This is a genomic window from Acinetobacter pragensis, assembly GCF_001605895.1.
In the GTDB taxonomy this organism is placed as follows: Bacteria; Pseudomonadota; Gammaproteobacteria; order Pseudomonadales; family Moraxellaceae; genus Acinetobacter; species Acinetobacter pragensis.
Map to the genome: position 1 here is coordinate 245,009 of NZ_LUAW01000020.1, position 13,202 is coordinate 258,210.

Consider the following 13,202-nt stretch of genomic DNA (forward strand, 5'->3'; position numbering starts at 1 on the left):
TATTTTTATTCAAATTTCATCTGCAATGAAAATTTAACCCTGTTCAGCGCTCCACACGGTTGCTTAAAAACTGCTGAGACGTCTGGTCAAATAAATAATGCTCTACATCACCTTGCTGATCGATGGTATTGAAACTATTCGGCAGCCCTGCATGCAGACGGTATGACGTGGAAGTGCCTGCATGAATGTCCAGCACAGGATGCTGTGCGCCTAAATGGTAGATTTGATTCAAGTCGTAGACGGCAGGCTGATGCAAATGACCATGAAGCAGCCCATATAAACCGCTTTTGCTCCATGTTTCCAAGGCGATACGGCCCATTAACGGGCAGTCACTGACCCCATGCGGATCTTCAGGAGAAGTATAGAACGGCTGATGCGCAGTTATAATTTTAAGCTTATCTGCAGGCGCCTGACGCAGCTTGGCATCTATATATTGAATTTGCTCTAAAGAAATATGGCCTCGGGTATGGTAGCGGCGGCGAATGCTGTTGACGCCTGCAATATAAAAATGCTCAGTTTCCAGCACGGTTTCCATCTTGCCAAAAAATAGCTGATAGCGTGCGAATGGATTAAAAATACGGTTCCATAAATGATACAGCGGAATATCATGATTCCCCGGCACCACCAAATAAGGTAAGTTCAGACTGTCTAAAAATTGCTTGCAGGCAAAAAACTGCAGGTAGCGCGCGCGCTGCGTCAAATCACCGCTCACCACCACAGCTTCGGGCTGATGCTGAAGGCAAAATTGCTGAATGGCGCGTAAGCAATTTTGGCGCTCGGTGCCAAAATGCAAATCAGACAGATGCAGCAGCATGCGGCACCCTCACCTTTAATGCGTTCTTTTGCACGCGGATTTGCAGCGGCGGTTTGATTTCGACTATTTCGCCATCCACCGCGACGGTCAATTTTTTGCGGTTTGAATGAATCACGACCTGATCTGCATCAAAGCTGTACACATCCGGCGCCTTTTCTAAATTGCCTTTCACCAATTGCCACAGCATTTTAAATAAAGTTAATTTATCGCTCTTCGCTACGACCACACCAGCGACCCTGCCTTGCGCGGCGCTTTCTGCAATTTTAAGGTTCAAATCGGCCAGCTGAAGCTGATTATTGCCAAAAAAGATCAGCGGTGTCTTCACAGGATATTTTACGCCATCCACCTCTATCTGAAGTTTCAGCTCTTTGCGGTCTCGAATCAGCACATCCAAGCCGGAAGTATAGGCATTTAAAGGAAAGCGGCCAAAATGCCGGTTATATAGTTCACGCTTTTGTATAAATAAAGGATATAAGCCCAAACTGGCATTATTCAAATAAATCTGATCATTAATTAAAGCGGTATGAATTGGACGCTCTGTTCCTTCCGCAATCACTTTGGCCGCATCTAAAATATCTAAAGGAATGCCCAAAACCCGCGCCACATAATTAAATGTACCCAAAGGCAATATCCCCATAGGCACTTGAGTTTTCATCAGATACCCTGCAACTGCATTTAATGTGCCGTCGCCTCCGGCAGCAACCACAACGCCTAAATTGCCAGCTTCTTGATGCCGCAACAGCACTTTCTGCATTAATATTTCAAAATTGGGAAACTGGCTCATTTCAAAAGATTGAATTTCATAGCCATAAGATGTCAACAAACGAATAAGCTCTTCATAAATTTCATCTTTATTCGCGGCATGAAAACCCGAATTCTGATTATAAATAATTGAGAGCGGCTGCGTTTGATTTGACATTTTTTATGCATTTATAAAGCTATTATTCTAATTTTGTCGAATTTATCAGCATTTAACTGTTCCTTTATGTAAAAATCGAATTACCACCATTTATTTAATCAATAACGATTCTCAAATAAAACAAAATACTAACATTATGTTTTTTAATAAAATTAATAAAATGAATAATACCCATAAATTTTATAAATGTGTTTAATTTTACAGCTAAAAACTTATAACCGATTGTTTATCATAAATAATTAAGCTAAATACCATAATATTCCAAAATAAATCCACCCCATCTTTAGTCTTATTTTTTTTATGAAATTATGCTTTAATAGCGCCACTTTTTTTCATATTTCATCTGCGCAATGTACCCCGTTGCTCGGATTATACTTTGTACAGTTTGTACATATTTGAGATAGGCCTCACCATGACCCAAGTGAACGCACCAGAATTCGTTCGTCACCCTAAGCTTATTGCTTGGGTGGAAGAAATTGCAAAATTAACGAAACCAGCGAAAATTGAATGGTGTGACGGCAGCGAAGAAGAAAATCAACGTTATATCGACTTGATGATCGCTAACGGCACTATGCAAGCGCTTAACCAAGAAAAACATCCTGGTTCTTATCTTGCTAATTCTGATCCTTCTGACGTTGCTCGTGTGGAAGGCCGTACTTATATTTGTTCAGAAAAGCAAGAAGATGCTGGCGCAACAAACAACTGGGAAGCTCCAGCTGAAATGCGTGCCCGCCTGAATGGCTTGTTCGACGGTTCAATGAAAGGCCGTACGCTGTACGTTGTTCCGTTCTCTATGGGTCCTTTAGGCTCTCATATTGCACACATCGGTATCGAATTAACAGATTCTCCTTACGTTGCTGTCAGCATGCGTAAAATGGCCCGCATGGGCAAAGCTGTTTATGACGTGCTGGGTACTGACGGTGAATACGTTCCTTGCGTACATACTGTTGGCGCGCCGCTTGAAGCGGGTCAAAAAGACGTTGCATGGCCTTGCAACCCTGAAAAATATATCGTTCATTACCCAGAAACCCGTGAAATCTGGTCTTACGGTTCTGGTTACGGCGGCAACGCTTTGTTGGGTAAAAAATGCCTAGCTTTACGTATTGCATCGTCTATGGGCCGTCAGCAGGGCTGGTTAGCTGAACACATGCTGATCCTCGGCGTGACAAACCCGCAAGGCGAAAAACACTACATCGCAGCGGCATTCCCTTCTGCATGCGGTAAAACAAACTTTGCAATGCTGATTCCGCCAGCTGGCTACGAAGGCTGGAAAATCGAAACAGTTGGTGACGATATTGCTTGGATCAAACCAGGTGAAGACGGTCGTTTATACGCGATTAACCCAGAAGCTGGTTTCTTCGGTGTTGCGCCTGGTACAAATACCAAGACAAACCCGAACTGTATGGCGACATTGACTAAAGATGTGATCTATACAAACGTTGCTGTCACTGACAACGGTGAAGTATGGTGGGAAGGCCTGACTAAAGAAGCGCCTGCCAACCTGACTAACTGGAAAGGTCAGCCGCACGTTGCTGGTGAAAAAGCCGCGCATCCGAATGCCCGTTTTACAGTATCTGCAGGTCAATGCCCTTCAATTGATGCTGACTGGGAAAATCCAGCCGGTGTTCCAATTTCTGCGTTCATCTTCGGCGGCCGCCGTGCAGACACAGTGCCTCTAATTTCAGAAGCATTTGACTGGGTTGACGGTGTTTATAAAGCTGCAACTATGGGCTCTGAAACAACTGCCGCTGCTGTTGGCCAGCAAGGTATCGTTCGCCGTGACCCATTCGCAATGCTTCCATTTGCGGGTTACAACATGGCTGACTACTTCAGCCACTGGTTAGAACTTGGTGAAGAAGTTGGCGCTAAAGCTGCCGCTGCTGGCAACAAGCTTCCTGGCATCTACAACGTAAACTGGTTCCGCCGTGACGCTGAAGGCAACTTTGTATGGCCTGGTTTCGGTCAAAACATGCGTGTTCTTGAGTGGATCATTGACCGCTGTGAAGGCCGCGCGACTGCAATTGATACTCCAATTGGCCGCGTTCCAACTTATGAACAATTGAACTGGACTGGTTCTGACTTCACTAAAGAACAATTTGATCTTGTAACTGCGCAAGACAAAGACCAGTGGATCAAAGAACTTGAAAGCCACACTGAATTGTTCGACAAGCTGGGCGACCGTTTGCCAAAAGCATTAAAAGCGCGTCAAGACGAACTTTTAGAAGCTGTTAAAAAATCTGCTTAATCTTTGATTAAGCTATTAAAAAGACCGCTTTATGCGGTCTTTTTTTGAATATTAAAATTGATACCACTTTATAAAAACTCCTTTTACAGGCCAACAGGCAATTCATTATGTTTAAAATTCTTAGTGCTTCAATTCTTTTAATGAGCACATCCGGCTTTGCGGCAGCCAATCAAGAAACAGTACAAAAGCCACAGCAGCACATCTGCACCATTAAAGGCAAACCAGACGCAAGCCAGTATCAAATTAAAAAGCACATCAAGGCTGCTAAAGGCACCTATGGCAGCGTGGTAGAGGTTTATCCGCGTTTTATTGAACGCGCTCATCAAGTCGGCGGTGATGTCGTGATCAATTACAATGCCAGCCAGCGTTTTGGCTTTTGGCCTTGGCGTATGGTCCGCCCTGTAGTCTGGGGCACAGCGGTAAAATGGAATACACCTTTCAACTGCAAAGCGCTGGGCGGTGTTGAGATTTAATCACCAGCATGCAAAGAAGCCGCAAGTTTTAATTGCGGCTTTTTTTTGCCCCACACAGTATAGATTTTATTCATCCAACTTAAACAAAGTCTGCAAAGTTAAAGCGAACATCCCTGACTATTATTCACATGAGCCTTAATCCAATTAAGCGGCATCGCCTTGCGCCCGCCGTTGGTGCAGCTCTTGCAAATACCGATCCAGCTGCTGCGTTTCATCTGTAGAGAATTCCAAATACAGCTTGGTGCGGCGTTTTAAAATATCTTCGGCATTCACCGCCCATTCCTGCTCCACCAAATAATCCACTTCTTGCGCAAACAATCCATGCCCTAAATCTTGTCCCAGCTCATGAATTGAAGATGCCTGATTTAAAAACTCCCAAACTCTGGTTCCATACGCATGCGCCCAGCGTGATGCAAGCGCAAAAGGCACACCGCTGATTTTTTCCTGTATTTGCATAGCCAATTCCTCAACTGAATTCAAATTTTCCGTACCCGGCAGCACAGAATTTTGCGTCCAAGGCTTTTTCATATCAGGGAAAAAAGGCTTCAAATGCTCCAGCGCAGATTCGGCCAATTTACGGTATGTGGTCAGCTTGCCGCCAAACACAGAAAGCAGCGGCGCCTCATCTGTTGTTTCATGGCTCAGCGCCAAGGTATAATCACGCGTCACCACAGAAGGATTATCCGACTCATCATCACATAACGGCCGAACGCCAGAGTATGTGCTGACAATATCTGCATATGACAGCTGTGTTTTAAAATGCGCATTGGACACATCCAGCAAATAATCTATTTCTTCTGGCGTAATTTCCACATTATCCGGATCTCCAAAATATTCCTTATCCGTTGTGCCGATCAAGGTATATCGATCTAAATAAGGAATGACAAAAACAATACGCCGATCATCATTTTGCAAAATGTAGGCTTTATCGCCTTGATAAAGCTTCGGCACAATCAAATGACTGCCTTGAATCAAACGGATGCCATAAGGCGGCTTCAACTGTAAATCCTGCTGGATAAACTGTGCAACCCATGGCCCAGCAGCATTCACCAAAACCTTCGTCTGTATGTGATATCGGCCCCTGTCATTTTCCAGCTCAATGCGCCAGATGCTTTGTTCCTTTTCCACATTCCCGCTTTCACTTTGTTCTTTTTTATTCAGCACCCTTTGCGCGCCAAGGCACTGCGTACGCGTCACCACTTTTGCACCCAGTTCACGCGCCTGCATTGCATTCAATACAACTAAACGCGCATCATCTACCGCACAGTCTGAATATTCAAAACCACGCGTCATCTCATCCTTTAATGGACTGCTGTCTTGCTGAAATTCAACTAAATTGGAACCTGCAAGCTTTTCCCGCTTGCCCAAATGATCATAGAAGAACAGCCCTGTACGGATCAGCCAAGCTGGGCGTAAATGCGGCTGGTGCGGCATAATAAACCGCATGGGCCGAATTATATGCGGCGCTTTTGCCAGCAGCACTTCGCGTTCCGCCAAAGCCTCCCGAACCAGCCTGAATTCTTTATGCTCTAAATAGCGCAAGCCGCCATGAATCAGTTTAGAACTGGCTGATGAAGTATGTGACGCCAAATCATCTTTTTCGCATAAAAATACGGATAAGCCGCGGCCCGCAGCATCGGCCGCAATACCTGCGCCATTAATGCCGCCGCCAATTACAGCAAGATCATAGAGGATGTGATGTTCATTCATATGCGCCTCCGCAACAGCCGTATTTTTATTGTTCAGTACCGCAGCACTGCCATTGTTATCATCTTGCTTTCAACATAACAAAAACATGCGGCAAACGGTATGAAATCTTTCGTAAAAAGCAGATAAACCTTTAGGCTGCTTATGATGAGAGATATTTCAAAACAAGCCTGTGACAGCCAATTCAAAAGAACACTTCACATACAAATTGTTTATTTTGTTTACATTTCATCCAATTTTGAAGCATAAAATAAAGAAACAGAATAAAAAATGGATTTTCATGATGACAGAAGAAACGGTGGTTCAGTCCAATTTAGACACCAAGACACGTGTTAAATCCATTCTCGGCGGCTCTGCCGGCAATTTAGTCGAATGGTATGACTGGTATGTATATGCCGCATTTACCTTATATTTTGCGCATGCTTTTTTCCCCAAAGGCAGCCAGACCGCTCAGCTGCTGCAGGCCGCTGCTATTTTTGCTGTCGGTTTTCTCATGCGTCCAATCGGCGCATGGATTATGGGGGTTTACTCCGACAAAAAAGGCCGGAAATCGGGCCTGACACTGTCCGTCACCCTCATGTGCGTAGGTTCATTACTCATTGCAATATCACCCACCCACGACCAAATTGGTATTTTTGCACCGATTATTCTGGTCATTGCCCGACTGATTCAGGGCCTCAGTGTCGGCGGAGAATATGGCGCCAGCGCGACATATTTAAGTGAAATGGCCGAAAAGAACCGGCGCGGATTCTTTTCCAGCTTTCAATATGTCACGCTGATTGCCGGTCAGCTGACTGCGCTGTGTGTATTGCTTATTTTGCAATGGGTGCTGACCGAAGAGCAGCTGCATGACTGGGGCTGGCGTATTCCCTTCTTTATTGGCGCATGCCTGGCGATTGTCGTCTTCCGCATTCGGCGCGGGCTCATGGAGACGCAATCCTTTAAAAATGCGCAGCAAGAAAAAGACAAACCTGAATCCGGCTTATTTGCTTTATTCAAACATTATCCGAAACAAGCCTTTACTGTACTATTTTTAACTGCAGGCGGTACTTTAGCTTTCTACACCTACACCACCTACCTGCAGAAATATCTGGTCAATACATCTGGATTCAGCAAACCTGCCGCTACACAAATTACAACTTTGGCTTTGTTTATCTTTATGTGCCTGCAGCCAGCAGCCGGCGCACTGTCAGACCGCGTCGGCCGTAAGCCGATTATGATTGCCTTTGGCGTGCTGGGTGTCCTGTTTACCTATGTCTTATTTGATGCTTTAGGAAAAACACAGGATTACTGGACTGCTTTTTGGCTGTGTTTAGCCGGCTTAATTATTGTCACAGGCTATACCTCAATTAATGCTGTCGTTAAAGCTGAAATGTTTCCAGCCCATATCCGCGCTTTAGGGGTAGCATTGCCTTATGCGCTGGCCAATACCATTTTTGGCGGTACCGCAGAATTTTTTGCACTGAGCTTTAAGCAAGCCGGACATGAATCTTGGTTCTTTATCTATGTCACCATCATGATTTTTATATCCCTGCTGGTTTATATCTTTATGAAAGACACCAAGCACCATTCACAAATTAAAGAACATTGATTTTAACAAGATAGAGCAGCCTATCTGCATTAATCAGTAGACGATAAAAACCTTTCATGAGAGAGGTTTTTTATTTTTTATTGAAATTTCATTTAAAAAAACTAAATAAATGCTTAAAAATAAATCATGATTAAGACTAAAGTCGCATGATTTTATGTGAGAAGAAGCGTATAAATTAAAAAAATATACTCCCATCTCCCATTTCAACAAAATATATATATTTAAGTTTTTAAATAGAACTTAAATGGATGTATTTTGCCTTCATTCTATGGAGAATGATGTGTCAAACACTCCCACTCAAGCTGCGCCTGAGCAGTTTGATAAAAAAACTCGTATCAAATCTATCCTTGGCGGTTCTGCCGGCAACTTAGTCGAATGGTACGACTGGTACGTCTACGCTGCATTTACCTTATATTTTGCACCTCAATTCTTCCCCGAAGGCGACAGCACTGTCAAACTCCTGCAAGCTGCAGCCGTTTTTGCTCTAGGCTTCCTGATGCGTCCAATTGGCGCATGGATCATGGGAATTTACGCTGACCGTAAAGGCCGCAAAGCCGGATTAACCATCTCTGTATCATTGATGTGTATCGGCTCATTAATGATTGCCTGTGCGCCTACCTATGATTCCGCCGGCATGCTCGCTCCCGCAATTCTGCTTTTAGCACGTTTGCTTCAAGGCCTCAGTGTTGGCGGTGAATATGGCGCCAGCGCAACATACTTGACTGAAATGGCCGGTAAAAACCACCGCGGTTTCTTTTCCAGCTTCCAGTACGTCACACTCATTTCAGGCCAATTGCTGGCGCTTTGCGTGCTGATTATTTTACAGCGCAATCTTTCTGAACAGGCTCTGGGTGAATGGGGCTGGCGTATTCCGTTCTTCATTGGCGCTTTGCTTGCTATTGTAGTGTTCTGGATCCGCCGCGGCTTAGTCGAAACTCAATCGTCAAAAGAAGCGCAGGCGCAGGCCAAAAATGGCGGTCCTAAATCTGGCGCTCTGGCGTTATTCACAAAATATCCTAAACAAGCCTTTACAGTCATTATGCTGACTGCCGGCGGTACGCTGGCGTTCAATACCTTTACGACCTATTTGCAAAAATACTTGGTCAATACATCAGGCTTTGAAAAAACCACAGCGACAGAAATCACCACTGCAGCGATTTTTATCTTCATGCTGATTCAGCCTGCTGTCGGCGCATTGTCTGATAAAATTGGCCGCAAGCCGATTATGATTGCCTTTGGCGTACTGGGTGTACTGTTCACTGTGCCAATCTTTAATGCCTTAAGCGGCACGACCGATGCAATGACTGCGTTCTTCCTGTGCATGAGCGCAATGGTGATTGTGACTGGCTATACCGCAATTAATGCTGTCGTGAAAGCTGAACTGTTTCCGCCGCATATCCGCGCTTTGGGCGTTGCGCTGCCTTATGCGATTGCCAATACCGTTTTTGGCGGTACAGCAGAACTGGTCGCTTTAAGTTTTAAAAGTGCAGGCCACGAAAACTACTTCTTCTACTACATTACCTTCATGATTGGCTTATCGTTACTCACATACGTTTTCATGAAAGATACCAAAAAGCACAGCATGATTACTGACAATTAATGTCATTGATTTAGCTTCACTGCTTTAGCGTAAAAATTAAAAGCCTTCTGCTTGTCCAAAGCAGAAGGCTTTTTTAATCACGCATGCACATGCCATTGTTGAAGATTCAAGCAAATTCATCATCGAGAAATGCATCCGGCTATGGCATACTTTAAAAATAACAACATAGGCAGAAACGCATGAAAATCACATATAAGCTATTGGCTTTGGGTATGGCGGCAATCACTTTAACAGCATGCCAAAGCGCTCCGCGCGCATATAACGGACATTCAGGCTATCAAATTGAAAATAAGTCTGCAGATTCAGCAACATTGGCTTACACCTTGGCTGGCCGTCAGAATCAGCAGCTGGATGAAAATAAATTACAGCGGGCGTGCCAAAAAGTACTGGGGGTGAATAAAACTTTCAAACTCACCATTTTGAGTATTAATGAAATTGCCAACCCAGCTGCAGCGCCAGCTGAACAGTTTGGCCGTCAAATTGGCAACAGCCGCACCAGCATTGGCTTATCCAACACCCCTGATCTGCGCAACTCAGACAACTTAGGCGCTCAGCAAGCGCTGGATGCGCGCCCTCCAACTTTACGTGTTGTGCGCTACACCTGCTCTTAATCTAAAAACCCTGCATTTAACTGATAAATCCGGACAAAAAATAAGACGCTATTTATAGCGTCTTATAAAAACTGACATTTCTAAATTCTGGGGACTCGTCTAAATCAGGCCATGTCGTTGCGCTGCGTTCTTCCAGTTTTGCATATTCAGGATGGCTGAAATTTTTCACCCGGCTGTCCGCAACCCATACTTCTGACGAAAATTTTAAGAATTCATCAAGAAAAAACCGGTTGCATTGGTCATACAGCACATCGGCCGCCAATAAAATGTCCACTTGCGGCGCTTTATACAGGTCATCTAAGTATTCAAGCTCGACGTCATTCAGTTCTGCGTTGGCACGGCAGGCATCCAAACTGACGGTATCAATATCACAGCAAATGACACGTTTCGCCCCTGCCATTTTCGCGGCGATGGCGACCACGCCTGACCCTGCGCCAAAGTCGAGAACAACTTTGCCTTTAACATGATGCGGTTCGGCTAAAATCCATTGCGCCATCGCCAGTCCGGACGCCCAGCAAAAAATCCAGTATGGGGTATCATTCCAGATGCGGCGAATCACCTCATCATCCAGCTTATCTGTGGGAAATACCGGAGGAATCAGCCAAAGGGAAATTGGCGTTTCAGGCAATTGCTGTGCATGCAATTCGCAGTTTGGAATTACATCATGCAAGGCTTTTAGAAGATGTTCAGGTGCTTTAGGGAATTGAAAAGTACAGCTCATTGGAATTTTATTTTTCGAATATGCAGAATTTTAGTGTCATAAAAGCCTAAATTAAGATTGGAAGTTCCCTCTCCTTTTTAAAGGAGAGGGTTAGGGAGAGGATTATTTATAAAAAATCACCCTCATCCTAGCCTTCTCCCTGAGGGAGAAGGAACATACCAATGAAATTAACCCAAAGCTTTCTCAGCAGCTTCAACAGTTTGACGAATCAAAGTGGTAATGGTCATTGGGCCTACACCGCCAGGAACTGGCGTATACGCAGAAGCAATCTCTTCAATGCCAGCCAATTGGATGTCACCGACACCGCCGCCATCACGCGGATGGAAACCCGCATCAACAACCACTGCGCCTTGCTTGATCCAATCTTTTTGAATCAATTCTGCTTTACCTACCGCACCCACAATAATGTCGGCTTGCTTCACAAAGCTTGCCAGATCTTGTGTACGTGAATGGCAAATGGTCACTGTTGCATTCGCTTCAAGGAGCATCGCCGCCATCGGTTTACCCAAAATTGCAGAGCGGCCCACTACGACAGCATGTTTGCCTGAAATTTCGATGCTGTTTTCTTTCAGAATAGTCATAATGCCTGCAGGAGTTGCAGAACCGTACGCCGCTTCACCCATAGCCATACGGCCAAATCCGAGGCAGGTTACGCCATCGACATCTTTAGCAAGAGAGATTGCATCGAAACACGCGCGCTCATCAATTTGTTCAGGCACTGGGTGCTGCAGCAAAATACCATGAACATCAGGATTCGCATTCAGCTTTTCAATTTCAGCCAGCAATTGCTCTGTTGTCGTTTCTGACGATAACTCAACTTTTAATGAATCCATACCTACACGGCGGCAAGCATTCCCTTTCATGCGCACATAAGTTGCAGATGCGCCATCGTCACCGACTAAAATAGTCGCAAGGATTGGAGTCCGGCCTGTTTTCTCTTTCAGCGCTTCTACGCGGGTTAACAAGTCAGTTTCAATTTGCTTCGCCAATGCGCGACCGTCTAAAACTAATGCCACGGCACATCTCCCAGTGATGATATGAATCAATTTTGCACATAATACATGATTATTTTAAATATTTTTCGCTATATGCTGATTTTATGCGCACACAGCATCGCTATGCTATTGTTTTTTTTTCAGAGCTTGCTAATATACGCATCAACAAGACATGGCGGGGTGGCAGAGTGGTCATGCAGCGGACTGCAACTCCGTGTACGCCGGTTCGATTCCGACCTCCGCCTCCATCTTGTTAAAATGCCCGAGTGGTGAAATCGGTAGACACAGGGGATTTAAAATCCCCCGCCCACAAGGCGTGCCAGTTCGAGTCTGGCCTCGGGCACCATTTTAATACTTCTTAAAATGGTGCAATAAAAGACCCAGCATTATGCTGGTTTTTTTATGCCTGAAATTTAAGAATCTTTCAATTATACAAACATCAAACCAATAAAAAGAGCGCTATACGCTCTTTATAAAGTATACGGCTCTAAATCGTATTGATCAGGGCTGTAAATACTGACGCAGCCCCTTTTCCAACTTTTCCTGATAATGCGCCGGATGAATAATTTTAATATAGGGAATCCAATAGCGCACCAAAGGCAACAGCTGCATTTCATGACGGATTTGACAGCGGATCATCAACGCGCCGGTACTATCTTCTTCTTCAATATTCTGTTCAGGCAGCAATTTGCGCTGCTTAAAATAATGCGCAACTTCTGGCCGCACTGAAAATATAATGTCCTGCTTTTCAGTACCGAACCAAATCCCCTCTTCATCTTCCAATTGCGATAAAATGACAGGATSCCCAAGCCTTTATAAATTTCTAACGGCTTGAATGCATAGGCCGGCGCAGCCACAATGTCGACCTCATTATTATTAAATTTACGAATGAAGTTGGAAATATCAGACATCACAGGCACAGCGCCAATACGCTCCACCATCTGTTTTTGCGCACGGTCATAATGCAAAATTGCAAATTTTTTGCCTTTGGCTTTTTCAACTGTATTCAGGCTCCGGTCTTTGACAAAAATATAGGCCGAACCAATTTGTCCAATACCGGCAACTTCATACGCCTCATTGCCGACTTTGGTGACAAGGCGCTTGTTATTGCGGCTATCCAGCACATAAGCGATGGCTTTTTGCGCGATCTCATTGCTGGGCACGCCGCCTAAAGCATCAATGGAGCCCGCAAATTTATTGTAGGCCCGGGCGCGCATAGACGTCATATAGAATCCATCGCAAATGCCGTCTTTAAAATCTTTTTCGACTTTGGCTTCATCCTGATAAGGCAATAAATTTACGTCTGCCCCCCAAGTTTTGCTCTGCAGTGACCATTCCTCCAGCAATTTATAGGATTCCCCCGCTTTCCCCAACAAGTCAAATACACAGACATTGACTTTGGCTTGAATCTGCATTGAACAAGCCGCTATTCCCAATGCTGATAAAATTAAAATTCCCTTTTTCATTATCTCCGCCTTGTTTACTTTTCACTCAATTCAAGCACCGAATATAGGCAGATTTTTTCA

10 protein-coding genes, 2 tRNA genes and 2 pseudogenes are annotated in these 13,202 nt (G+C 44.6%); 7 read left to right on the top strand and 7 right to left on the bottom strand.

The window, feature by feature from the left end; translation table 11 throughout:
- Positions 1-43 precede the first annotated feature (43 nt).
- Together AZH43_RS09700 and AZH43_RS09705 are read right to left on the bottom strand one after the other, a co-directional pair.
- Entirely contained in the window at positions 44-814 is a 771-nt protein-coding gene (locus AZH43_RS09700; protein ID WP_067669105.1) for a metallophosphoesterase family protein, read from the bottom strand.
- Positions 795-1,733: a diacylglycerol/lipid kinase family protein gene (locus AZH43_RS09705; protein ID WP_067669107.1), complete on the bottom strand. Its 939-nt coding sequence runs from the start codon at positions 1,731-1,733 to the stop codon at positions 795-797. Before AZH43_RS09705 ends, AZH43_RS09700 begins: the two co-directional genes overlap by 20 nt.
- 412 nt (positions 1,734-2,145) lie before the next feature.
- On the opposite strand from AZH43_RS09705, the gene AZH43_RS09710 reads away from it, so the two are divergent.
- Positions 2,146-3,978, top strand: a complete 1,833-nt coding sequence (locus tag AZH43_RS09710) for a phosphoenolpyruvate carboxykinase (GTP) (protein WP_067669109.1) — start codon at positions 2,146-2,148, stop codon at positions 3,976-3,978.
- Between the two features lie 107 nt (positions 3,979-4,085).
- On the top strand, positions 4,086-4,451 hold the full coding sequence (locus AZH43_RS09715) for a hypothetical protein (RefSeq protein ID WP_067669111.1): 366 nt from the start codon (positions 4,086-4,088) through the stop codon (positions 4,449-4,451).
- Between the two features lie 144 nt (positions 4,452-4,595).
- Here AZH43_RS09715 and glpD read toward each other — a convergent pair whose 3' ends face one another.
- On the bottom strand, positions 4,596-6,161 hold the full coding sequence (gene glpD / locus AZH43_RS09720) for a glycerol-3-phosphate dehydrogenase (RefSeq protein WP_067669113.1): 1,566 nt from the start codon (positions 6,159-6,161) through the stop codon (positions 4,596-4,598).
- Positions 6,162-6,438: 277 nt separating this feature from the next.
- On the opposite strand from glpD, the gene AZH43_RS09725 reads away from it, so the two are divergent.
- The 3 genes from AZH43_RS09725 to AZH43_RS09735 all read left to right on the top strand — a co-directional run bounded on the left by AZH43_RS09725 (position 6,439) and on the right by AZH43_RS09735 (position 9,960).
- Positions 6,439-7,749 (top strand): MFS transporter, encoded by a 1,311-nt coding sequence (locus tag AZH43_RS09725; protein WP_106386932.1) that lies wholly within the window; start codon positions 6,439-6,441, stop codon positions 7,747-7,749.
- Between the two features lie 268 nt (positions 7,750-8,017).
- Positions 8,018-9,349 carry an MFS transporter gene (locus AZH43_RS09730; protein WP_106386928.1) on the top strand — a complete coding sequence of 444 codons (1,332 nt, stop codon included), beginning with the start codon at positions 8,018-8,020 and terminating at the stop codon, positions 9,347-9,349.
- Positions 9,350-9,534: 185 nt separating this feature from the next.
- Positions 9,535-9,960: a hypothetical protein gene (locus AZH43_RS09735; RefSeq protein ID WP_227509809.1), complete on the top strand. Its 426-nt coding sequence runs from the start codon at positions 9,535-9,537 to the stop codon at positions 9,958-9,960.
- Positions 9,961-10,012: 52 nt separating this feature from the next.
- Here the strand turns inward: AZH43_RS09735 and AZH43_RS09740 are convergent, their stop codons facing one another.
- The gene (locus AZH43_RS09740; RefSeq protein ID WP_067669117.1) at positions 10,013-10,681 is read right to left on the bottom strand and encodes a class I SAM-dependent methyltransferase; all 669 of its coding nucleotides are present in this window, start codon (positions 10,679-10,681) and stop codon (positions 10,013-10,015) included.
- Positions 10,682-10,848: 167 nt separating this feature from the next.
- Positions 10,849-11,697, bottom strand: a complete 849-nt coding sequence (folD, locus tag AZH43_RS09745) for a bifunctional methylenetetrahydrofolate dehydrogenase/methenyltetrahydrofolate cyclohydrolase FolD (RefSeq protein ID WP_067669119.1) — start codon at positions 11,695-11,697, stop codon at positions 10,849-10,851.
- Positions 11,698-11,850: 153 nt separating this feature from the next.
- Here folD and AZH43_RS09750 point away from each other — a divergent pair.
- Positions 11,851-11,924: transfer RNA gene (locus tag AZH43_RS09750), tRNA-Cys, on the top strand.
- Between the two features lie 12 nt (positions 11,925-11,936).
- Positions 11,937-12,022: transfer RNA gene (locus AZH43_RS09755), tRNA-Leu, on the top strand.
- A 155-nt stretch (positions 12,023-12,177) separates the two neighbouring features.
- Here AZH43_RS09755 and AZH43_RS18110 read toward each other — a convergent pair.
- Positions 12,178-12,477 (bottom strand): annotated as a pseudogene (locus AZH43_RS18110) (WCX domain-containing protein); the annotation flags it as partial.
- 5 nt (positions 12,478-12,482) lie between these two features.
- A pseudogene (locus AZH43_RS09760) lies at positions 12,483-13,142 on the bottom strand (putative solute-binding protein); the annotation flags it as partial.
- Positions 13,143-13,202 lie beyond the last annotated feature (60 nt).

Coding starts and splice junctions, on each gene's coding strand:
- AZH43_RS09725 (WP_106386932.1), top strand. CDS start 6,439: ATGATGACAGAAGAAACGGTGGTTCAGTCCAATTTAGACACCAAGACA.
- AZH43_RS09715 (WP_067669111.1), top strand. CDS start 4,086: ATGTTTAAAATTCTTAGTGCTTCAATTCTTTTAATGAGCACATCCGGC.
- AZH43_RS09700 (WP_067669105.1), bottom strand. CDS start 814: ATGCTGCTGCATCTGTCTGATTTGCATTTTGGCACCGAGCGCCAAAAT.
- AZH43_RS09705 (WP_067669107.1), bottom strand. CDS start 1,733: ATGTCAAATCAAACGCAGCCGCTCTCAATTATTTATAATCAGAATTCG.
- AZH43_RS09740 (WP_067669117.1), bottom strand. CDS start 10,681: ATGAGCTGTACTTTTCAATTCCCTAAAGCACCTGAACATCTTCTAAAA.
- AZH43_RS09710 (WP_067669109.1), top strand. CDS start 2,146: ATGACCCAAGTGAACGCACCAGAATTCGTTCGTCACCCTAAGCTTATT.
- glpD (WP_067669113.1), bottom strand. CDS start 6,161: ATGAATGAACATCACATCCTCTATGATCTTGCTGTAATTGGCGGCGGC.
- AZH43_RS09730 (WP_106386928.1), top strand. CDS start 8,018: ATGGAGAATGATGTGTCAAACACTCCCACTCAAGCTGCGCCTGAGCAG.